Genomic DNA, 22,056 nt, shown 5'->3' on the forward strand with positions numbered 1-22,056 from the left:
CTTTTGTTTATCTGAAGCTAAGTATCTGACGCTAAGTATGCGCCTACTTAGCGGACGTATTTCGCTGTCGCACTGACAAACCAATGTTGCAACTTGCCATCTGGGTTCTCTACCCACAGGTCGTTATGGTAGCGGTAGATGCGACCATTCACGGTGAGGGCTAGCGTGTTGTCACCGGTTTGCTCCATGCGAATAAACTGATCAGAAGTCATCAAAAACGGTTCCAAATCATCCGTGCTTGCGCCTTTATACACGACAAAGTAACCAAACATGTTACCCGCGTCAGGGTCTGTAGAATGAATGCGATGGCCAACCAGCGTGTAGTTGTCGTTGAGTGCTTCTTCGAGAGTTTTCGCACCTACAGTTTCGTGCGATGGGATAAACACCCAAGCCAGCACACCTATCGCGATCACTAGCAGTAATAGCACTGCTCGCATGAAGTTTTTCATCATGGTTATCCGTTTAACGTTGGAATTTCATTTTGTACATGCGCTTATCCGCTAAATTGATCAGGAAGTCAATGTTGTCGGTGTCTTGCGGGTAGCATGCCGCGCCGAGGCTGGTTGATAGAGAGCTTGCTTGGTCAGACGCAAAAATAGGCTTCTCAAACACCACATGAATGTGACGCTTCGCTTCTTCGATATCTTGCTTAACCGTTGAATTAATCACGACTGCAAATTCATCTCCACCCATTCGATAGACTTTAAAGTTATCCAGAGCCATATGCTTCAAGCGCTCGGCGACTTCGGTCAATGCGATATCACCCGCTTGGTGTCCTAGCGTATCGTTAATGTTTTTAAAACCATTTAAATCAAGCAAAAGCAGGGAAAAGGTCGTTCCTGACTCCTGCTTGTTTTGTAGGTCAATAAACAAAGCGCTTCGGTTAGCCAAACCGGTCAGTGAGTCGCTTAATGCAAGCGCTTTGTGGAACTTCGATTCCTGTTTATAGAAATACGTCATTAAGGCTACCGTGATAACGAAGATGCCTAGCAAGAGGTATTGCGCTTGAAGTAGGTCATAGGCCTGTTTCTGTTGCTGCTTATAAAGCGGGCTCGCGACACGGAAGTGCTGGGTAACGTAATCGATCATCTCCATATAGAGATTTTGTGTTGCGCGATAAAACTGACTGGCCGCAACGCTGTTACCAGTTTTGGCTTCGACTAAAATGGGCTCAAGCTGCTGAAAGCGGTCAAACAAGGAAATAAAGTAGACACGAACCTCTTCTCGGGAGAGGAAAGAATCGACTTCTTTGTTATGAATCAAAAGGTCAAAGCGGCTCCAGGCGAGTTCGTATTGTAATTCGGCGCTATCAAAATTATTGATGCTTTCGTTTAGGCGCCTAGCTTCACCAACCAGTTCCGATAACTCTTTGGATAAATGAAATAAAAACCAAGTCGCTTGGTTTTGTTGATCCGAATAGGTTTTGGTCAGTGCGCGCGTTTCTTGCAGTAGCACTATGTTGGCTACCAGTAGTGTGGAAGCAAAAATCAGAAGTAAGGCTTTGCTTCGGGATGAAAAAGGTCCCTGCTTGGGAACGTTGGGCTGTACTTTCATTCTTCTTCTTTCGTACTGATCCTATTGATTTGCCAAACCATTTGGGAGTGGTAGTAACTGACATCAAGCTCTGGGTATTTTGTGACTGGGTAGATCAGCCAATATGGTCCCTTATTGCGAACCTTGATGTAATTATGGTCTTGTTTATACGCAATGATAGGTTGGTAACGAAGGATGTCTTCACGTGAAATATAGGAATGGTAATCATTCATTGCCCGGACTTCGACGTGCTGAGGGACTTCACCGAGTGTGTGCTGTAAAAGTGTACTGAGTTTTACGCCATTAAACTCGGCGGGCTTTTCAAGCCAAGGCAGAGCGGTGGTATAAGTGGTTTGAGGCATCGACTCAAGGTCTGACAGTGCCACAACGATATTGGACTTTTCTATACTGCTAAACTGTATCGTGTTTGCAAAAAGTGTGGGTGCAAACAAAAGTAAAGCGAGTACTACTGTTTTTCTCATCTTGTGCCCTTTGAAATTATTGCCCTTGCTTCGGCAAGATCGCGTCATAGGATCGATCTGCTGAAATCTCGGTTATATAGTTATTAATAATAGAGCCAACTTGATGAATTTATATAATACGTTATGGGTGAAAAGTAACCGTTGGTGGAATATACGTCAAGGTTAATAGCAGAGTTAAAAATACAACTATTGAATGAATATGTTATTTCGCTCATTTTGTGCGCATTTTGCATCGCGTTGTCTAACTTTCGCGACACTTTCATCTCATTAGGAGAGACGATATGTTTGATTGGTACTACAAAGTTATCCTCAACTATACCAACTTTAGTGGTAGGGCAAGACGCCAAGAGTATTGGTACTTTACGTTAGTCAATGTGTTGGTCAATTTGGTGATGGGGATCATCGATCGGGTCATTGGCAGCGTAATGCAAATGGACAATTTTGGCTTCTTCGGTGTGATTTATGCGCTGTTTATTATGATCCCGTCGATCGCGGTGACTGTACGTCGTCTACACGATTCAGGAAGAGTAGGTTGGTGGGCGTTAATCGCTTTTGTGCCAATCATCGGTATTTTGGTGCTGTTGTACTTCTTGATTCAAGACAGTGAAGAAGGCTCGAACCAATACGGCGCGAACCCTAAATATCAGTCGTGATAATGACAGACGTGATGGCGGTTGCTTGGATGGTTTGATTAGAGTGGGCTTAGATGCCTGAGCCCACTTGGAAATAGACGGCGCTGTCTTCATCGCTAAAGGCGACGTCCATGCCTGCTTGTAAGCCGTAACGGCGGGCGATGAGGTAACGAAAGCCGACACCATAAGCGTATTCTGCATCATGTTCGAATAGCGACTCATTTGTTGACGCATAACCAAAGCCACCAAAGATATTGGTCGACCAACGAGTATTCCACTGATAAGTCAGTTGAGACTCCACTGATAAGGTTTCGTCACCTTGATAGCGATTTCTCGCTACGCCACGCAGTTCGATATCAGGGTAAGACGCTGGTGGTAGAAAGCGTTCATCGGTGTAAAGAGACTTGTATTGTCCTCGCAGTGCCAACGACCAATCGTCTGCCAACTCCCAATAGTTAATCCCTTCCACATCCAATTGTTCGTATTCGTAATCACTGCCAATGGCATCGTTGTACCATAGGAACTCCGCTTTGTAGTTGTAGCCTTGAGTGGGACTAAAGAAGTTGTTTCGGTTGTCCCACTCTAGCGTCAACCCTAATCCGGAGGTAGTGGGGGAAGTATTGGTCAGTGTTTGCAGTAGTTTGTCTGCAATAGGAGAGTTGGCGATTTTCTGATCGGTAACGAAATAGAGCTGCTTCACACCAACAAACAGCGGCGCATCAATAATGCGGTATTGAAGATGATTGAGCATGCCGCCGCCAGTAATCTCGAAATCTAATCCCTGACCATTGAATACGCTGTCTAAACCCGGCAGCGTAGATTGCGGGTAGAAAGTCATATTGAAGTCGCCATAACCGACGCCACCAAGGTAACGAACCGTGTCTTGTGCCCAAGTGCGGCGATGGCCAGCAAACCCCATCCAAGTGCCGTTTTCGGTTGCGAAGCCACCCACAGCGGTAATAGCAGGAGTCAAAAGTTGAGCACCGCCATCGAGTGAGGTTTCCGCCAGTTTGCGCCTTTTTTCTCGCTGCTCATCGGATTCATGCAAAAACACACCAGTAAAACCCAAGCCGTAGCCGACAGCAGGTTCGGTAATCACAATAGGTACTGGCAAAAAGCCGTAGGCGTTTTCAGCAAGGTATTCGCCCATATCCAATTGCCCATCAATGGGATCGAAAAAGCTTATCGCCTCGGCAATAGGAGAGGTCGCTAACAACCCGAAGCAAGTCGAGGTTAACAGGACTGACGTTGTTTTTTTCATAGAGTGCTAGCAGTAATTGAATGATGTTCAATTACAAGTTAGACGTCATTTCGCTAAATTTCAATGGAGTTATGTAAAGGTAAAGTGAGTGTTTTTAGAACACAAAAAGCCACCCAATAATTGGATGGCTTTGTATAGAGAAGATTATTAAACCGTTTGGTTTTCCGCGCTTTTCTATTTGCTTGCAGCGTTAAAGTCGGCGTTAAGCAAATAAGTACTTAGCGTGGAAGTTCAAGTGATCAGCGATAAAGCTCGAGATAAAGAAGTAGCTGTGGTCGTAACCCGGCTGCATACGCAGTTCGACTTCAGAATCATGGGCTTTTGCTGCCGCCAGTAACACATCAGGTTTTAATTGCTCAGCAAGGAAGTTATCGGCATCACCTTGGTCTACCAAGATTGGCAATGGTGATTTTGCTTGCTTTAGCAACTCGCTTGCGTCGTACTGCTTCCAGCTTTCGATATCAGTGCCTAGGTAAGCGGTAAACGCTTTTTGACCCCAAGGACATTGCATTGGGTTACTGATTGGGCTGAACGCTGAAATTGAACGGTACTGATCTGAATTTTTCAGACCAATGGTGATTGCACCGTGACCACCCATGCTGTGACCCGAAATCGACTTAACATCTGAAACAGGGAAGTTGTTTTCAATGATCGCAGGCAATTCTTTGGTGATGTAATCGTACATATGGTAGTGGCGTGACCATGGCTCTTGAGTGGCGTTTAGGTAGAAACCTGCGCCTTTACCCAGATCGTAGTTTTCGTCGTCTGCAACGTCGTCACCACGTGGGCTGGTATCCGGTGCCACAATGGCGATACCTAACTCAGCCGCCATGCGAAACGCACCGGCTTTCTGCATGAAGTTCTCATCGGTACACGTCAAGCCAGACAACCAGTAAACCACAGGCACTGGGTTTGATTTGGTTGCATTTGGTGGCAAGAAGATCGCGAAGCGCATGTTGCAGTTCAAAGCGCGAGATTCGTGAGTGTACTGTTTATGCCAACCACCGAATACTTTGGCTTGGCTTAGGCTTTCAATGGTCATGGATAATCTCTCGATAAAACAATGATTTTTTAACGGCGGACAAGACCGTTAAAGACAGCGGATAGCTCTCTTCCCAAAAGAAAACGTGTTCAAGAAAGAAGAGAGCCTATTTCAAATTTTCAAATATCAGTCACATTACGTGAGCTGTTATCTTGGATTATTTATCCATGTGAAGAACAGTACGGATCGATTCACCTTTGTGCATCAATTCGAACGCTTCGTTTACGTCTTGTAGACCCATTGTATGCGTGATGAATTCTTGTAGACCGAACTCACCAGCCATGTAGCGGTTTACGATTTCTGGAAGCTCTGAGCGGCCTTTAACGCCACCGAAAGCAGAACCACGCCATACGCGACCAGTTACTAGTTGGAATGGACGAGTTGAGATCTCTTGGCCTGCACCAGCAACACCAATGATGACTGACTCACCCCAACCTTTATGACAACATTCAAGTGCTTGACGCATCACGTTTACGTTACCGATACATTCGAATGAGTAGTCAACACCACCGTCTGTCATCTCAACGATAACGTCTTGGATTGGCTTGTCGAATTTTTGTGGGTTGATGCAATCAGTGGCGCCAAGTTGTTTTGCTAGTTCGAACTTGCTCTCGTTGATGTCTACACCGATGATCTTGCTTGCACCAGCCATACGAGCGCCGATGATTGCAGAAAGACCGATACCGCCTAGACCGAATACAGCAACAGTGTCGCCTTTTTCAACTTTAGCTGTGTTTAGTACCGCACCCATACCAGTGGTTACGCCACAACCTAGAAGACAAACTTCTTCAAGTGGTGCTTCTTTGTTTACTTTTGCTAGTGAGATTTCTGGAAGTACTGTGTACTCAGAGAAAGTAGAACAACCCATGTAGTGGAAGATTGTCTCACCGTTTACAGAGAAGCGGCTTGTGCCGTCTGGCATTAGGCCTTTACCTTGAGTTTCACGAACTGCCTGACATAGGTTTGTTTTGCCAGATTTACAGAACTTACACTCACCACATTCTGCTGTGTAAAGCGGAATTACGTGGTCGCCAACTTCAACGCTTGTTACGCCTTCGCCAACCATTTCAACGATACCGCCGCCTTCGTGGCCAAGGATTGAAGGGAAGATACCTTCTGGATCGTCACCTGATAGAGTGAATGCGTCAGTGTGACAAACACCAGTAGCAACGATGCGAACAAGAACTTCGCCAGCTTTTGGAAGTTGTACATCAACTTCTTCCATTTTTAGCGGCTCACCTGCAGCCCATGCAACCATTGCTTTTGATTTAATGTGAGTTTGACCTGGTTTGATTTCAAGTGCCATTGGATGTTTCCTTTATATTCTCAGTATATAGAGTGACGTCATAAGCGTAGTTGAGTGTTTCTCTCTGCGCTGCGTCGTTTTGTTGGTGCCCATTTTAGGTGTTTCACGAAAAATGATAATCCGGTTAAATTGAAAATGATTTTTACGCATATGTAATAATGGGCAGTTGGAACTGTTATCTGTGCAAGCAAATAAATAAGTACCAGAAAAATCGCATTGCCGTTTGACCTCAACTGCGGTTGAGGTTTTATTGTGTCGCCACGACGAAGAAACAGCGAGTTAGGATCAAAATGAACAACACGGATTTACAGGCTTATTTGGATAAAATAGGTGTTGCACAAGCCTTAGACATCAATATTGAATTATTGTTCAAGTTGCATATCAATCAACAGAGAAAATTACCGTTTGAGAATTTTGATATTGCGTTAGGAAAGGGTGTATCCATCTCTGAACGAGACATTATCGACAAATTGGTTTATCACAACCGTGGGGGATATTGCTTTGAGTTGAATGGCTTGCTTTTAAGGGTACTGCAAACTCTTGGGTTTGATGCGCGACCATTATTGGGACGGGTGCATTTATCGGGTACACCGTTAGGCAGGACGCATCAGTTTACTTTGGTCACCATGGGCGATGAAAAGTGGATCGTCGATGCTGGCTTTGGCGCTAATACGCCGAGAGCACCATTACCATTTATTCTTAATCAAGCCATTCATACCGACACCCAAACGTTCCGTTTTATTGAAGACCAGCGCGTTGGCTATATGCTTCAAGTTCAATCTTATGATGATGAAAGTCAGTGGCTTGATATGTACAGCATGGACTTTGAACACGTGTTTGATGGCGACATTGTCTGTGGCAATCACTTTGCCTCTACCTCACCCGCTTCGCGCTTTACCTCAAGTCGAGTCGCTACTTTGTCGACAGAGTCGGGGATCATCACACTGGCGAATTACACCTTAAAGCATCGTGCTAACGGTGAGGCGACGGAGGTTGAGCTTGAAGCAGGGCCGGCTTACCTATCCGCACTCAAACAACACTTTGGGATTGAGCTGGATGCGGAATATCAAGATCTTAAACCGCTACCGATCGCATCGCGTGTCTAAATGGCCCAGCCATTAAACTTTACTTAAATATATAGTGAATTTTAATGGCTGGCATTGGTCTATATTGTGTTTTTTATTACTTTAAGTTTTTGATTATAAATGGCGTGAACGAGAGTCTCAAAACTGAACTGTGTACGATAAGTTGTAAGAAAGTCGCAACTTAATTGTCATCTTTCCTGCCTAAGCTCCTCGCCCGATTTCAAAATTATGACTCTTTTATCGGGATGAGAAAAATGAAACTCAGTACATTGACCGTACTCTCTGGTCTGATTGCAACTACCTTAGTTGGTTGTAATTCAGACTCTTCAAGCAGTGACACGCCAGAACTTGAAGCACCAGTCCAAGTGGCGTTTATGCCAGACATTCACTTTCACGATGTGTATGGTGATTTTCAGGACGGCTCTTACCAAGGCCTTTATACCAGTGCCAGCGGCAAATACGCGACGATTCGTACCATGCAATCGCAGATGGAATCGACACGCCTTTTCAACGAAAACTATTTTGCAATGATCGCAGCGCTGGATGACGTGGTAGAGCGTGGTATCAAGTATGTAGCGCTACCTGGAGACTTCAGTGACGACGGCCAGCCCGTGCACATGCGTGGTCTAGTGAAGATCTTCGACCACTACCGTGAAACGTATGGCCTTGAGTTCTTTGCTGCGCCAGGCAACCACGACCCGGGCAAACCATTTACCGTAGCCGCAGGCAAGTCTGACTACCTAGGGGAAGGTGGCAAGAAGCAACGTATTTTTAGCCGTGGTAAAGATGAGTGTGTTGGTTATGAAGGTGAGTGGGGCACCATTCCCGGTGAAGGTGATAACCTAGACACAATATGTACCGAGGAAGTGAAAGAATGGGGTTACAAGGAGATCATGGATATCCTTGGTACACACGGCTTTTACCCTCAAGAAGAATACTTCTATTTCGAAACGCCATACAGCAGTGACGAAGCTCGCAACCACTACTCTTACGAGCTTGCTTCGAAAGAAGCCGCTTATGACAAACGTATGTTTGAGATTTGTCACCAAGGGACAGGGGGCGAGTACAAACAAGATGGCTACACCAACTGTGCTATGGTTCCTGATACCAGTTACCTTGTTGAGCCCGTGAAAGGTCTGTGGTTATTGGCGATAGATGCGAACGTCTACAAGCCAAAAGATACCTTACCAGATGGCTCGGTGAGCGGTGATGACTTTGATGGTTCGAGCAGCGCAGGCTACAACATGATGTTGACCCACAAACAGCACGTTATTGAGTGGATCAGTGATGTGGTGAAAGCAGCAAAAGAGCAAAACAAAACCTTGGTTTCATTCAGCCACTTCCCAATGACAGACTTCTACAATGGCGCGTCAGAAGACATCGAAGACTTGTTTGGTGAGGGCAGTCATCAGCTTTCTCGTGAACCAAACGACGACACCAGTAAAGCATTGGCAGCCACCGGCTTGAGCATTCACGTAGGTGGTCACATGCACTTCAATGATACCGGTAAGAAGAGTTATATGATTGATGGTGTGCAGCACACGCTCTTCAACATTCAAGCCCCTTCTTTGGCGGGCTACATTCCGGCTTACAAGCTCCTGAATATTCGCCCTGATCAACAAATTGAAGTGGAAACGGTCGTGATCGACAAAGTGGCGGGTTACAACGAGCTGTTTGAACATTATGCGAGAGAGCATGAGTACCTGACTGAGCAAGCAGGCGATGATGAAACAGCAAAAGCGAGCATTTGGAATAAAGAGATCCTAGAAGCCGACAGCTATTACGCATTGACGGATTGGCATATTCGAGAGCTAACGCGTTTGCGTTTCTTACCAAGTGATTGGCCGCTAGAAATGCGTGAAATGATCATGCATATGGACGGCGACGACATGTTGATTATGTCTCAACTTTCGACTGAGTTTACTGTGTGCCAGCTCGCGAAAGAGCTTGGTTATGACATTGTGAGCTGCAACGAAAATGCCGTGGTCGATTACGAACAGTTCCAAAAGGATTGGCAAGCCGCATCACAACAGGCGGAAGCCATCGCTCAAGAAGGCGGTTTTACTTTATCTGATTTTGCGATGTGGAATGGTGAAGAGCTAGCCACGGACTTTTATCGTCTGCGTAATGCTGATGAGCTAGCATTCCGCGACATCGAGGAAGCACAGTTACTGCAATACGAGCTGCTAAGCCGAGAGCTCTCTGAGTTCGCCGGAACGGTCGATTCTGAACTTGGGGACTTAGGTGAGTACTCAGTTGGTGAGGTCTTCCGCTCACGCTTTGGCAGCTTGTTTGTGATTCTTGAGAAATTCGCAACGGGCGAAGCCAGTGATCACTTTTTGATTGATACTGAGCAGCAAACGCTGACTGATCTTAAGGGTGAAGTGAAGCGCGATATTCTGAAGACTGAGTAACACTCAGAGAGAAAAATGGAAAGCGCAGCTCAGTCTGCGCTTTTTTTATTTGCGCTGTATCCCAGTAAGTGGTTTTTCAAAGGTTTACTTTTAATCATGGGAAATCAATGAGGTAAATCATGCGCTTTGAATACATACTTGATGATGCAGTCACCCCAGCTCTCGATGCAAAGCTAAGACATTTGCTTTCTACTTGCTTCACCAAAGAGCAAGATAAAATCTTTCAGACTCAACGATACTTCCGTGAAATGCCACGACATCGCTACCTTATATGGGATGGCGAAATCCTTGCAGCGCATATTGCTGTGCACGAGAAGCAAGTGATGATAGATGATCAATCCTTTCCCATTAGCGGTATTGCGGAAGTCTGTGTGCAGCCTAACTTTCGCGGGAAAGGACTGGTGAAAACATTGCTCAATTCGGTGCATCAGGATGCTATAGAACGAGGAGATGCCTTTTCCATATTATTTGGGCGAACGCACGTCTATCAGTCCAGCGGTTATCAGCCGACAGATAACTTACACATGGAAGTTCAACCTAATCAATGGGCTAGTATCAGTGATGCTATGGTACGTTCTCTGAATATCACTTGGCCGCAGCAAGTTGTACATTTAGTCGGCTATCCTTTTTAAACAGGTTTTCTCTGCATTTAACTTTGTGTGAGAATACGCATACATAGAATTCCACAGGAACCACATTCATGGCGAATTGGGAAGGCGTGAGCGAATTTGTCGCGGTCGCAGAAACCAACAGCTTTACAGGCGCAGCAAACAAACTTAAAACGTCGGTGGCTCAAATCAGCCGCCGCGTGTCAGCGTTGGAAGAGCGTTTAGCGGTTAAATTGCTGCACCGAACTACGCGCAAAGTCTCTCTGACCGAAGCGGGACAACTTTATTATCAGCAATGTAAACACCTTGTCGAAGGTCTAGAGCTCGCAGAGTTAGCGGTAACGCAGATGCAAGCCGAGCCGAAAGGTTTGCTCAAAGTGACTGCACCTGTGACTTACGGCGAAATGAACCTCGCGCCGTTATTGCACCGGTTTATTGAGAAATACCCGCAGGTGAATCTGGAGTTGAATCTGACTAACCAAAAGTTAGATTTGATTGAGCAAGGCGTCGATGTGGCGATTCGTCTTGGACGTTTGCAAGACTCTAGTTTGATTGCCAAGCGCTTGTCATCTCGACAGCTTTACGTGTGTGCTAGCCCTGCGTACTTAGATCGCTCGGGTGAACCGCATACCTTGTCTGAGCTGAGCCATCACCAATGCTTGGTCGGTACCGCCGATTACTGGCACTTTAAAGAGCAAAAGCGTGAGAAGTCTTTGCGCGTTTCTGGCCGAATCAAATGCAACAGTGGTTTTGCTTTGGTCGATGCGGCAAAACGTGGCTTAGGCTTGGTACAGTTGCCGGACTACTACGTACAAGAGGCGTTAGACAATGGTGAGCTGGTGGAAGTGTTAACCGATTACCGAGACGATCGTGAAGGTATTTGGGCGCTGTACCCACAAAACCGAAACCTGTCGCCAAAAGTGCGCTTACTGATTGATTTCTTGGCTGAAAATATGAGCTGAGAGACAGGCTAAATGAGAAAAATAAGCCAAGTTGCTATGAAAGCGACTTGGCTTTTATTTTTTGTCAGTGGGAATTACTGCTCGTTTAACTCCGCATCTTCGCGCTTGATGACCTTGTGGCCGTCTTCCGACACTCCCTGTTTCCAATAGCTGCTGATGTAGATGTTTTCGCGGTCTACATCCATTTCGTTGCGGAAGTACTGACGCAGTGCGCGCATTGAATCGAATTCACAAGCACACCACACTGCGGCTTCACCTTGCTGCCATTCAAGTTCACGAACTTTGTCTGCGAGAGGTTGCTCAGTAACCCAATGGAGCTCCATGCCTGCTGGCGCTTCGATAGGTTGAATATCCGCCTCAGAAATTACGCTGATCACCGCATAGCCTTTTGCGTCGGCTGGCAGAGTACGAATTTTTGCAGATAGAGCAGGCAGCGCCGTCATATCCGCTGCCATAAAGAACCAATCTGCTTCTGTGTTAAGGTTCGAAATGCTACCAGGGCCTACGATGCTGATAGTGTCGCCTTCTTTCGCCGCCATTGCCCAGCGCGCCGCAAAACCACATTGTAGGTCTTTGGTGATGTGACGTACGAAGTCGACTTCAATCGTGCATGCCTGTGGATCGAAGCGGCGAATGGTGTAAGTGCGCATTACTGGGCGATTTTCCTCAGAAAAGCCTTGGATATCTGTACCCCCAACTTCGTTGAACAGCAACTTAACATAGCTGCCTTCGCAATCGAGCGGAAAATTGCCTAACGCCTCGCCCTGCAGAGTAATACGCTGCATGTTCGGCGTAATGGTTTGTGTTTTGATGATCTCGAGACTTTTAGGTTGTGGCTTCTTTTTCATTTTAGTTTTTACCTTGCGATTTTTGATAACTATTCTCTTTCGCATTAAGCGTAGCAACTAATTGTACGGCCAAACAGCATTTTTACCTACCTTTACACCTTCGTCGGCTCGCAAAAGTCAGCATTTCAAAAAACATCACGAGTTTTCACAACTTCTAACAAGGTTAAATATTGGTTGCATTTGTTAAATTCAATGTGATTTCGGTCATTTTTTAGCGCGTATTTTTTGACATGCATAAAGTTGAATATAGCCTGTGCGGGCGTTGTTGGTATGTGTTTTTGTGCATGTCGTGCTGTTTAATTAAATGATGAATATAATAATGAGCTTAATAAATAAAAATCTCCAAATAACTGAGTCAGATATCAAAAATTTCCAGCAGGATGGATTTCTTTTTCTAAAAGGTATTTTTTCCCAAGAATTTATTAGTACTGTAAAAAATAAAATCGACAATGATATTTCAGCAACAAGTGATAAATATCAGTCAGGCTTTAGCCGTATTGCTTGTGAATTATTTGTATGTTCGGAATCTAAATATGATAAGAAACGAGCGTTAAACCTAGAAATTCCAAGAGAGCACTTTAAATATAAAGGCCCAACTCGATTCCACTTAGATGTGTGTAAAGAAGATGGTGAGCTAATAAAGAGCAGTATCTTATTCAAAGGCGATATTGAAACAAGAACCTTAGCCACTAACTAAAGGAAGGTGCCAGCCAAACTTCATTGGCTGGCAGTTTAATATCGATGAATAAAATCATTTACTTACCCATTACTTTTCTCGCTTTTTTACAAGGCGGGTTTTCACTTCTCTCGCTGTACCTATATCAATCAGGCATTGATCAAGAAAGCATTTCGATGATGCTGCCTTTTATGGGTATTGGCGGGTTACTTGGGGGGATTTTTGGTGGCGTTTCTAGTGACCGTTCGAACCCTAAAAAAGTACTCATAATAATGGCCATACCCTGGCTTTTTATCCCTGCGCTTATCTCTCAAAACAATATGTTTGTCCAAGTGTGTGCGATCTTTTTGATTGGCATGTCGTTGGCGGGGTGCCGCTCTGTGATCTTGTACATCATCACTTCTCAGAGGAATAAAGACCACATCAATCACTCTTTGTCGATCCGACGAATCATCATTAACTTATGTGTTGCCATAGGAAGCGGCATGATGGGTTTTATCATTAGCCAATCCAACGATTTCTATGTCATGTACTTGCTCTTTTTCGGCTTAGCAACGTTTGCTTCAATCGCAATTTATAAGGTTGACATGAATAAGTTGTATGTTCTGGATGTTATTGAGAGCAGGAAGTCTAGAAGCCAATCACTATACTTGCTTTCCATCATTTCTATTACATTGTCGCTTATTTGCTTTAGCTTTATTCCCGTTTACTACACGATTTATATTGTGAGTGAAAAGCAGTTTCCGACCGATATTGCCGGTTACATCTTCACCTTTAGTGGCGTCATTATTGTCCTATTTCAGGTTAAGCTTAGTGCACTGACAAAGAATATAGACATCCACTACCGAGTGATAAGTGGTGTTCTGCTTCTTTCTTTAGGCACATTCAGTGTGAAATATATCAGTGATTATGCTGGGTTAGCTTTATCTGTAAGTGCATGGACATTAGGAGAGATGTTGTTATTTGTCCCTGCTGTTCAATTTATATTGGAATATACAACGAGCAAGAAAGGGAAAACGATTTCCGTTTATCAATCTTTATTTTCTGTATCCGATTTTATCGCACCAATTTTGGGTGGTGCTGTTATTGCCTTTAGTTTCTCGTATATATGGGACATCTCTTTAGCGCTAGGTATCACGTCATCAGTGATCATATTAATAATAAAACAAAAGTGTGGAGTAAAAAATGAAAGTTATCAGTATTAACACGGCGAAACGACACAACGCATTATCGGTAGCATTTTTAAAAGAAAGAAAAATTGTAGTTTGTGTTAAAGATGCTGAGTTTGCCGAGTTAAGTGATGAGGTACTGGATCACGCCTATAAGGTGATTACCTTTAGTTCCGCAGAAGGATTGATGAGTACGCTGGTGACTCTCGAGTTTTTGAATGCTGATGATCGTGTTTTCTCGGCATCTGAAGATTTTATGTACTTAGCTGCGCAAATAAGAGAGCGCTTTGGTCTTAAGGGCATGACTGTGATTGAAACAGCCTACTTTAGGGACAAGTGTTTAATGAAAGAAAAAGCCTTGGCCGCTGGCGTAAATGTGCCTCGATATGGCGCGTATCAATCAAACCTTACGTTCTCAGAGATTACCCAGCACGTTGGGCTGCCTTTTGTTCTAAAACCGAAGGATTCGGCAGGCGCATTTGGTGTGCATGTGATTAGAAGTCAGCACGATTATGATGATGTCATCAATACATCCAATATTGGCTTGGGCTATGAGTACGAGACGTTTGTTGAAGGTAAGCTCTACCATGTCGACCTATTGATTAAAAATGGCGAAGTTTGTTTCCAAGCGGCTTGTGAATACTCGTTCCCAAACCTTGATTTTCAATTCGGTAAGCCTTGTCTTTCTCTGGTTCTGGAAGAAAGCCATGAATTGTATGCGCAATTGACGAATTTTGCTGCGTTTGCTGTGAAATCTCTTGGCTTAAAAAATGGCCCTTCACACGTTGAAATCTTTGTGAAAGAGAGCGGTGAGTTGGTTTTCCTTGAAGCTGCTTGTCGTACACCGGGGGCGATTATGGTTCCTATCTATCAGGCGCAATTTGATATGAATATGATTGAGATGGCGCTGGATATTGAGTGTGGGTTGGATATTGCAGAGATAGTGAAAAATGACTCTTACTGCATGGGAGGTATTTTTCCTGCAAAACAAGGCCGAGTAAATAAGATCAATAAGGTCCATTTACAGTCTGAGTTTGAGCTTAACCTCGGTTGTGAGGTGGGAGACTACTATGATGGTGTGGATAGCGTAAAAAACTTGTCGGGATCGATTGTAGTAAAAGGCAAGAGCTACGCAGAGGTGCTCGCTGATTTTGAAGTATTGAAAGCTCTTTCTCTTGTTGAATAGCCAAGCTTTTCTTGTTTGAAATCTTATTAAGAAAGGGCACCGTGGTGCCCTTTTTGTTTTTATTGAGATTATTAAGTTTATTGAGCTTGTTGAGTTTGCTCTAACAAGTGCGTTTTCAGGAATCGGTCCATCGCTTGGTAACCATCGAGACGATTCTCTAAAGAGCGGAAACCGTGACCTTCGTTCTCTTTAACGATGTACTCGACTTCAACCCCGCGGTCGCGCAGAGCGTCGACGATCTGATCAGATTCACTCTTCACCACTCGTGGGTCTTTCGCGCCTTGTAGAACCAACAATGGTGCTTTGATTTGGTCCACGTGGAACACTGGTGAGTAAGCTTTCATCATCTTCGCGTCTTCTGGGTTATTCGGATCGCCCACTTGCTCATGCAGCATGGCGAGGAATGGTGCCCAGTAAGGTGGAATGGAATCCATGAAGGTAAATAGGTTAGACACACCAACGTAGTCGATACCACATTTGTAAAGGTCTGGAGTGAACGTTACACCGGCCAATGTCGCGTAACCACCGTAAGATGCGCCGTAGATACATACTTCGCCATCTTGAGCATAACCTTGGTCAATCGCCCACTTTACGCCATCGGTGATGTCGTCTTGCATTGACTGACCCCACTGCTTGAACGATTTTTCCCAAAACTCACGGCCATAACCCGTTGAACCACGGAAGTTCATTTGCAGCACTGCAATGCCACGGTTAGCAAACAGCTGAACTTCAGGTTGGAAGCCCCAGTAATCACGCGCCCAAGGACCACCGTGTGGCAGCACCAATAGCGGCAAATCTTTGGCTTCACGACCTTTTGGTAGCGTCAAGTAACCATGAATGGTCTCACCATCACGAGCGGTGTAGGTGATTGGCTTCATTTTCGCCATGTCTTCAGGTTTATGCCACGGTGCATTCGCCGCTAACTTCTCTAACTGGTCGGTATCACGATCGTAATAGTAGTAATTTGGGCGGTCAGTATCGCTGTAGGTGACGACAATCATTTTTCGTTCGTCGCGCGTGGCGTTATTGACAGAAATTTCAACGCCTGGAAGCTTCTCTTGCAGCCTCTCAAAAGTCTCTTCATAACCTTTATCAAGGAAATGATACTGACGTTTATCGGTGACATAAGAGATGGTCGTTAGCTTATTGAGCGCATTCGAGTAACTGGCGCTGGTCACGTCGACTTCCGGGTGAGAGAAGATTTCGCGTACTTCTTTATTTGCCTTCACATCGTATTCAATAATCGCGGATTTATCGCGGGTAATACGAGAAGCGACATACAAGTTCTTGTTATCTGGCGTAAACGAAATCGGTGAGAAGCTTTCTTTAAAAGTCAGACTCTTCAATGGACGGAATTCTTCATCCACCGTATCACGATAAAGTACGGCGGTATTTACGCCATCAGAGGTGGAAATGTATCGAATGTTGCCATCGTGGTCGGTGCCCCAATCGCGGACATTACCTGGGTTTTGTGCCACCAGTGTGTTTTCGCCAGTTTTCAAGTTATGGCGATAAACATCAAACACTTGTGGGTTGCGTTCATTGGTCGTGATAAGAATGTCGTCAGGCTGGCTTTCTAACGTGTCAATCACATAAGCCACAACACCAGACGTTGGCGTGATGGTTTTTTCTTCACCGGTTTTAACGTTCACCGTGACGAGGTAAAAGTTCTCATCACCACCTGTATCGCGAGAGTAAATGATGGTGTCATCGCCTACCCAGTAGTAGTACGCAATGTCTCGTCCGGTGATCGACGTAATGCGTTTCACATCCTCTGGCTTGCCAACAGGATGTACAAAGACGTTTTTACGGTCTTGCCATGGTTTCATCATTGAAATGTAATCACCAGCGGGAGAAATTTGGTAGCTAGAGACTTCAGCATTTCGGAAGAAGTAATCCACCGGATACTCTGGCGGAATGACTTCTGCCGTATTGGTGGTAGAGGTTTGGCTGCAACCCGAGATGAGTAGGCCAAAAGCGGTAGCAAGAATGAGCTTGCGAGTACGCATTGTATAACGCTCCTTGTGTGACAGACCGGTCAGCATCGTGCTTGTCGGTCAGAGTGAGTCGATTGTCGCGGCCAAATACAGGACAGCGGCAAAGCAGTGAAAGGGCAACCGATATTGGTTTAACTTATCATTTAAGCTTTTAATATTCTTATCACTGCTGTTGCTACTATGAACCAATCCATCCTTGGAAGTGGCGATTATTTGTACTTACCGAACAAGGGACTAATCGAAATTTGCTTTAAGTCACACTTATCGCTGATTGTTTTGTTATTTATATCATTGGGATAGTCGATAAAAGCAGAAGCGCTGCCATGCCATAGTTGAAGCCTTTTACTCGTTTGGAGGTCGTCAGCCAACGTTGAAGCTGCATGCCTGCCGCCGTCCAAAAAGTCACGGACGGCAGGTTTGCCAAGCAGAAGATGCCAGCAATCAAAGCCAGTTCTAGCCAAGACCCACCGCTGCTATACACGGTGATGGCGGTGAGTGCCATTGACCAGCCTTTGGGGTTCACCCACTGGAAGGCCACTGCACCCAAAAAGCTCATTGGGCGGAAATCGTCTTTGACTTCCGTTTTGTTGCTCGTTGCAATTTTGTACGTTAGGTACAGCAAGTAAGTGAGACTCAAGCCCTTGAGAATGTCATGTGTTAGCGGGTATGCATGGAACAAACTCATTAAACCAATACCGACGAGGATCAGCATCGCACCAAAACCGAGCGTGATGCCAAGCATATGGGGGATGGTACGTTTAAAGCCGGCGTTGGCGCCTGAAGTCATGAGCATGATGTTGTTTGGTCCTGGGGTGAAAGTCGAGACAAACGCAAACAGTGCCAGCGCACCAAGTTGATGGTATTCCATAGTGTTTTCCTGCATTTTTGTTTTGCCTGCGTGCACTCAAGCGAAAGAGAGTTGTCTTGACTAGTCGTGAACAATGATAGGTAGAAGTGACATCAATTTTGTGCTTTTATTTGATGAAAATACGCCAGATAAACAACAAAAGGTCACCATGGATAGATTTGACGAAAGAATATTGCAAGTGCTGAAATCAGACGGAAGAATCTCCAATGTGGAGTTGTCTGAACGTGTTGGATTGTCACCATCGGCGACCTTACGTCGTGTGCAAGATTTGGAGCGTAAAGGGATCATCAAAGGCTATCGAGCCGTGTTAGATAATCAGCAAATGGGTGTTGGTTTTGTTGCTTATGTCTCGATTGGTCTGGCTTCTCACTCCAAGCAGGCCCAGCTTGGTTTTGAAGATCACGTGCGCTTTGTTGACGAGGTAGTGGAATGCCACAATATCACTGGAGCGAACGAATATTTGTTACGAGTGGAAACCCAAGATCTTGCAGCATACAAAGCCTTCCATGCCGATGTATTGGGAGAGTGCGAGCACGTCAAGGCGATCACGACCATGGTGGTGATGGATACGCCCAAAGACGAGCGTTAATCCTTTTCCTTCGATTTTGTAGCACATCAATTTGAAGTGACTCGAAAGAGTCAGTCGAGTATGAGCAAAGTCCACACAAAATGCTGGAAAGCAGTCTGCAATCTGACAATTCCAGTATTTATTCTCACCTTCTAAATAATCGCATCCTGCTAGTTTTTCTACGTCGCTGCCCGGTTCGCGAGCAGCGGGGTAAAAAATTTAAGGATGAATGATGAAATCATACGTAACCCTTCCTCTAGTGAGCTTGGGCGCAATGGCTGCGTTAAGCTCGTTTAATGTCAGTGCCCATGGCTGGGTCGAGTTTCCAAGTGCGCGTCAAAACACCTGTTATTTAGATGGCGGCTTTTGGACTAATGAAATTCCAAACCAAGCGTGTCAGGCGGCTTATGATGAGTCTGGCGCTTACCCTTTCGTACAACGTAGTGAGATCGCTGCCAACGTACCAAACTACCGCGATATGGCGCATGTGAAAGCGATTGTTCGTGACGGTGAGCTTTGTTCAGCGGGCGATGCGGCAAAGAAAGGTTTGAATATCCCATCGCCAAATTGGCAACGTACTAACGTGACGCCAGATGCGAACAACCAAATCGAATTGGTGTTCTTTGGTAAAGCGCCACACAACCCTTCTTACTGGGAGTTCTACCTTTCCAAGCCAACTTATGATGATACGCAGCCCCTTACTTGGGACGATTTAGAACTGATCGATACTGCTGGTGATGTGTATGTAGATGCAGAAAAACGCTATCGCATGCAGGTGACTTTCCCGGCAGACCGTTCGGGTGATGCGATTCTTTACACTCGTTGGCAACGTATCGATGTGGCTGGTGAAGGCTTCTACAACTGTAGTGACATTACCCTAAACGGCAATGGCACCACACCACCGACTGACCCAGTTGACCCTACCGATCCCGTAAATAACCTGACTTCTCTTGGCTATTTTGTGACACAAGGTTTTGGTCCAGTTGAATCGGGCGATACCGTGCGTTTCCGTACCTTTAGTGCAACAGGCAGCGAGATCGTGGATCTTTCACTACCAATCAGTGCTAACAACACCACGACGTGGGCAGCCGAGCTGGCCGATCAGTTTAACTCACAACAAACGGGTGATTGGTATGTGGGTATTTGGCATGAAGCGATGAAGCACTACATGTTCGATACCAATAATATTTACGCAAACCAAGTATTGGCGCCGAATGCAAACTTTAGCTACGCGTTATCATTGATTAAAGGTGATACCCAGCCACCAGTTGATCCAACTAACCTGTGGAGCAAAGACGCGGTTTACAACCAAGGTGATGTTGTGACACACAATGGTCGTGAGTGGACAGCGCAATGGTGGACTCGTGGTGAAGAGCCAGGAACCACAGGAGAATGGGGCGTTTGGCGTTAAGCTTGAACTGCTCTACATAGACAAAACCCTTCTCGCTTGAGAAGGGTTTCTTGTTTTCATCGATAGATCTTGAGCGTCTCAGTGTTGCCAAGGCTGCCAGTTCATCGTGGCATGATCCGCCAATTTGAGCATTGGGATATCTTCATGGGTATCGCCATAAGCATAAATAGTCTCATATTGGCTAACGTCATACGCCGTTTTAATTCGCTCTACTTTTCTTTCTAAACTGCAATCATTGCTCTGGTAGAAGCCACTGATGCGTTTACTCTCGCTGAGTAGCTCGCTACAGAGTAGGTGGTAATCTTGGTTGCGACACCAAGGGCTCAAATAAGCGTTAAGTGATGCAGAGACCACTACGATGGTGTCGCCTTGCGCTTGGTGCCAATCGAGTTTTGCTTGGGCTTCTGGGCGAATGTGTTTAACAATCACCTCTTGTGCAAATTGTGCTCCTAACGCTTCAACTTCTTGAGTCCTTCTCCCAGCAAAAGCAATAAAGCTGGCGATAGGACGCATCCTCTTTGCAGGAAGAGCACCAGTTTTGTACAGCACGTAAAATGGCAGAATCACTACTTTCCCTAGCCATTTTCTTGGACCAGAAACAGCGTAGTGGAGGAAGGCACTGAACATGTCTTCATCCGTTATGGTGCCATCAAAATCAAACAGGGCAAGAGAGGGCTTTTGAGTATCTGACAAGTCGCTGCCTTATGGTTTAGTGTGCGTGTCCGTGAGAGAAGTTTATCACCATCACACCTGCTGCGATAAGCGCCATCCCAATCCAAAGGCTCGTATCCATGTGCTGACGGTAAACCAGTTGCGAGATTAAGGTCACTGACACAATTGCTAAACCCGCCCAAAGCGCGTGAACAATGCCCACTGGCATACCACCTTTCATCGCCTGCGCTAAACAGACAAATGCGGCCAAATGGCCAAGCAACACTAGGGTCGCCGGCAGCGGTTTGCTAAAGCCATCGGTTGCTTTAAGTGCAACGTGTGAAAGGGCTTCGGCGCCCACGCCTAAAAGTAAGAAAAACCAGCTCATTGTTATCATTCGTCTTCGGTTGTTTTGGAATGCCGTCAGTATATTGATATCGAATAAAACGATAATCCCATGAAAAATCAAATGACCTTTACGTAATTGTAATAATAAAAATTGCAGCACCTTACATACCCTTACATTAACTGTTTGTGACAACCGTTACACTGCCGCCGTCTTTGGAAAAGAGAGTGTCGGGATGCGTAAAACTTTGCTGGGTGCGGTTGTGTTGTTCACGCTAAATGGATGTGGCGGAGAAGGAATGACGACAGACTCCGTTTCGGAGTTTAAAGACCCAAGAGCGACTTACGACGTCGAAGGCGTTACCTTGCTTCATCACTCCATCACGGATGCCATAAGTGATGATCTCATTGGCTTTGAGGCAGAAAACTTATCACGCAAAGTGACCTATACCCTTGATCAGCTTTCTCGGGGGCTGCTGTGGGAGTTTAACGTGAGTACTTTAGATGAGTTGCAAGCGCTAGTGCCGAATGTCGCTGACAGTAAAACTTCTTCCTTCTGGGGCTACTATCTTATGCGACTTACACCAGATATGGTGATGGTGAGTACGCCTGATGAGATTGCCCACTTCTACGAAGAGCAGGAGATCATCGAAACTCGTTTTGGTATCTCGACCTATCAGTTCAGTGAAAAACCGACCTACATCAAGATGGTGGTTTACCCAGAAGGCTTTGCGATTGAAGCTTTTAACGAGGGCTATCAAGCGGAATATGATGTGGACAAAGGTACTTATACGGTGCGCTGGCAATACGCAGATAGCGGTGACAAAAGTCGGTATGAAAAGCTAACTCTTGAGCTTAATGGTGACCAAGTCCGCTATGAAAAAGGCTCAACCACGCTCAAAGATCTTGAAGTGAAAGACAGCGTGGAGAAGAGCCATCGATTTGAGTACAACCGTAAACAAAACACACTTTCTATCCAATAACACTTTAGCGAACATTTTATCTTATCGAA

At 45.3% G+C, this 22,056-nt stretch carries 22 protein-coding genes; 11 read left to right on the forward strand and 11 right to left on the reverse strand.

Going from position 1 to position 22,056, the window contains the following annotated elements; all coding sequences use genetic code 11:
* Positions 1-47 precede the first annotated feature (47 nt).
* Genes KIO97_RS00250 through KIO97_RS00260 form a run of 3 tightly spaced genes read right to left on the reverse strand, consistent with a single transcriptional unit; the run spans position 48 to position 2,015 of the window.
* The gene (locus KIO97_RS00250) at positions 48-452 is read right to left on the reverse strand and encodes a hypothetical protein (protein WP_285380397.1); all 405 of its coding nucleotides are present in this window, start codon (positions 450-452) and stop codon (positions 48-50) included.
* Between the two features lie 10 nt (positions 453-462).
* The gene (locus tag KIO97_RS00255; RefSeq protein ID WP_005428320.1) at positions 463-1,554 is read right to left on the reverse strand and encodes a GGDEF domain-containing protein; all 1,092 of its coding nucleotides are present in this window, start codon (positions 1,552-1,554) and stop codon (positions 463-465) included.
* The gene (locus tag KIO97_RS00260; protein WP_045383154.1) at positions 1,551-2,015 is read right to left on the reverse strand and encodes an oxidoreductase; all 465 of its coding nucleotides are present in this window, start codon (positions 2,013-2,015) and stop codon (positions 1,551-1,553) included. Before KIO97_RS00260 ends, KIO97_RS00255 begins: the two co-directional genes overlap by 4 nt.
* A gap of 281 nt (positions 2,016-2,296) precedes the next feature.
* Between KIO97_RS00260 and KIO97_RS00265 the strand changes: the two genes are divergently transcribed.
* Positions 2,297-2,668: a DUF805 domain-containing protein gene (locus KIO97_RS00265; protein ID WP_005428270.1), complete on the forward strand. Its 372-nt coding sequence runs from the start codon at positions 2,297-2,299 to the stop codon at positions 2,666-2,668.
* Positions 2,669-2,717: 49 nt separating this feature from the next.
* Here the strand turns inward: KIO97_RS00265 and KIO97_RS00270 are convergent, their stop codons facing one another.
* The 3 genes from KIO97_RS00270 to KIO97_RS00280 all read right to left on the reverse strand — a co-directional run bounded on the left by KIO97_RS00270 (position 2,718) and on the right by KIO97_RS00280 (position 6,256).
* Positions 2,718-3,908 (reverse strand): BamA/TamA family outer membrane protein, encoded by a 1,191-nt coding sequence (locus KIO97_RS00270; protein ID WP_285380400.1) that lies wholly within the window; start codon positions 3,906-3,908, stop codon positions 2,718-2,720.
* A 202-nt stretch (positions 3,909-4,110) separates the two neighbouring features.
* Positions 4,111-4,950, reverse strand: a complete 840-nt coding sequence (gene fghA / locus KIO97_RS00275) for an S-formylglutathione hydrolase (protein ID WP_005428252.1) — start codon at positions 4,948-4,950, stop codon at positions 4,111-4,113.
* Between the two features lie 157 nt (positions 4,951-5,107).
* Complete coding sequence (locus KIO97_RS00280) at positions 5,108-6,256, reverse strand: S-(hydroxymethyl)glutathione dehydrogenase/class III alcohol dehydrogenase (RefSeq protein WP_045371086.1); 1,149 nt, start codon at positions 6,254-6,256, stop codon at positions 5,108-5,110.
* A 290-nt stretch (positions 6,257-6,546) separates the two neighbouring features.
* Between KIO97_RS00280 and KIO97_RS00285 the strand changes: the two genes are divergently transcribed.
* The 4 genes from KIO97_RS00285 to KIO97_RS00300 all read left to right on the forward strand — a co-directional run bounded on the left by KIO97_RS00285 (position 6,547) and on the right by KIO97_RS00300 (position 11,325).
* The gene (locus tag KIO97_RS00285; protein WP_077262552.1) at positions 6,547-7,362 is read left to right on the forward strand and encodes an arylamine N-acetyltransferase; all 816 of its coding nucleotides are present in this window, start codon (positions 6,547-6,549) and stop codon (positions 7,360-7,362) included.
* 233 nt (positions 7,363-7,595) lie between these two features.
* Positions 7,596-9,755: a metallophosphoesterase gene (locus KIO97_RS00290; protein ID WP_285380403.1), complete on the forward strand. Its 2,160-nt coding sequence runs from the start codon at positions 7,596-7,598 to the stop codon at positions 9,753-9,755.
* Between the two features lie 119 nt (positions 9,756-9,874).
* Entirely contained in the window at positions 9,875-10,387 is a 513-nt protein-coding gene (locus tag KIO97_RS00295) for a GNAT family N-acetyltransferase (RefSeq protein ID WP_045371077.1), read from the forward strand.
* A gap of 68 nt (positions 10,388-10,455) precedes the next feature.
* Positions 10,456-11,325 carry a LysR family transcriptional regulator gene (locus KIO97_RS00300; RefSeq protein ID WP_005428403.1) on the forward strand — a complete coding sequence of 290 codons (870 nt, stop codon included), beginning with the start codon at positions 10,456-10,458 and terminating at the stop codon, positions 11,323-11,325.
* Between the two features lie 74 nt (positions 11,326-11,399).
* Here the strand turns inward: KIO97_RS00300 and KIO97_RS00305 are convergent, their stop codons facing one another.
* Positions 11,400-12,173, reverse strand: a complete 774-nt coding sequence (locus KIO97_RS00305; protein WP_047476934.1) for a siderophore-interacting protein — start codon at positions 12,171-12,173, stop codon at positions 11,400-11,402.
* Between the two features lie 319 nt (positions 12,174-12,492).
* Between KIO97_RS00305 and KIO97_RS00310 the strand changes: the two genes are divergently transcribed.
* From KIO97_RS00310 to KIO97_RS00320, 3 genes are read left to right on the forward strand one after another with little or no spacing between them, the layout of a single operon-like run.
* Complete coding sequence (locus KIO97_RS00310; protein WP_285380407.1) at positions 12,493-12,870, forward strand: hypothetical protein; 378 nt, start codon at positions 12,493-12,495, stop codon at positions 12,868-12,870.
* 23 nt (positions 12,871-12,893) lie between these two features.
* On the forward strand, positions 12,894-14,054 hold the full coding sequence (locus KIO97_RS00315) for an MFS transporter (protein ID WP_045383165.1): 1,161 nt from the start codon (positions 12,894-12,896) through the stop codon (positions 14,052-14,054).
* Entirely contained in the window at positions 14,035-15,204 is a 1,170-nt protein-coding gene (locus KIO97_RS00320) for an acetyl-CoA carboxylase biotin carboxylase subunit family protein (RefSeq protein WP_285380410.1), read from the forward strand. The genes KIO97_RS00315 and KIO97_RS00320 overlap by 20 nt, the downstream gene beginning before the upstream one ends.
* A 77-nt stretch (positions 15,205-15,281) precedes the next feature.
* Here KIO97_RS00320 and KIO97_RS00325 read toward each other — a convergent pair whose 3' ends face one another.
* Positions 15,282-17,213, reverse strand: a complete 1,932-nt coding sequence (locus KIO97_RS00325; RefSeq protein ID WP_285380412.1) for a S9 family peptidase — start codon at positions 17,211-17,213, stop codon at positions 15,282-15,284.
* 271 nt (positions 17,214-17,484) lie between these two features.
* Positions 17,485-18,069 carry a LysE family translocator gene (locus tag KIO97_RS00330; RefSeq protein ID WP_285380413.1) on the reverse strand — a complete coding sequence of 195 codons (585 nt, stop codon included), beginning with the start codon at positions 18,067-18,069 and terminating at the stop codon, positions 17,485-17,487.
* 148 nt (positions 18,070-18,217) lie between these two features.
* On the opposite strand from KIO97_RS00330, the gene KIO97_RS00335 reads away from it, so the two are divergent.
* Both KIO97_RS00335 and KIO97_RS00340 read left to right on the forward strand, forming a co-directional pair.
* Complete coding sequence (locus tag KIO97_RS00335) at positions 18,218-18,658, forward strand: Lrp/AsnC family transcriptional regulator (protein ID WP_010645422.1); 441 nt, start codon at positions 18,218-18,220, stop codon at positions 18,656-18,658.
* Positions 18,659-18,869: 211 nt separating this feature from the next.
* A complete protein-coding gene (locus KIO97_RS00340; protein ID WP_005428273.1) occupies positions 18,870-20,048 on the forward strand; it encodes a lytic polysaccharide monooxygenase in 1,179 nt (392 codons plus the stop codon).
* A 78-nt stretch (positions 20,049-20,126) separates the two neighbouring features.
* Here the strand turns inward: KIO97_RS00340 and KIO97_RS00345 are convergent, their stop codons facing one another.
* Together KIO97_RS00345 and KIO97_RS00350 are read right to left on the reverse strand one after the other, a co-directional pair.
* Positions 20,127-20,741, reverse strand: coding sequence for an HAD family hydrolase (locus KIO97_RS00345; RefSeq protein ID WP_228903980.1), 615 nt, complete (start codon positions 20,739-20,741; stop codon positions 20,127-20,129).
* Positions 20,742-20,757: 16 nt separating this feature from the next.
* The gene (locus tag KIO97_RS00350) at positions 20,758-21,087 is read right to left on the reverse strand and encodes a multidrug efflux SMR transporter (protein WP_005428450.1); all 330 of its coding nucleotides are present in this window, start codon (positions 21,085-21,087) and stop codon (positions 20,758-20,760) included.
* Between the two features lie 193 nt (positions 21,088-21,280).
* Here KIO97_RS00350 and KIO97_RS00355 point away from each other — a divergent pair, with 193 nt between their 5' ends.
* The gene (locus tag KIO97_RS00355) at positions 21,281-22,027 is read left to right on the forward strand and encodes a hypothetical protein (protein WP_285380416.1); all 747 of its coding nucleotides are present in this window, start codon (positions 21,281-21,283) and stop codon (positions 22,025-22,027) included.
* The last annotated feature ends 29 nt before the right edge of the window (positions 22,028-22,056 follow it).

Origin of the sequence: Vibrio sp. B181a (assembly GCF_030248375.1) — a bacterium.
In the GTDB taxonomy this organism is placed as follows: Bacteria; Pseudomonadota; Gammaproteobacteria; order Enterobacterales; family Vibrionaceae; genus Vibrio; species Vibrio campbellii.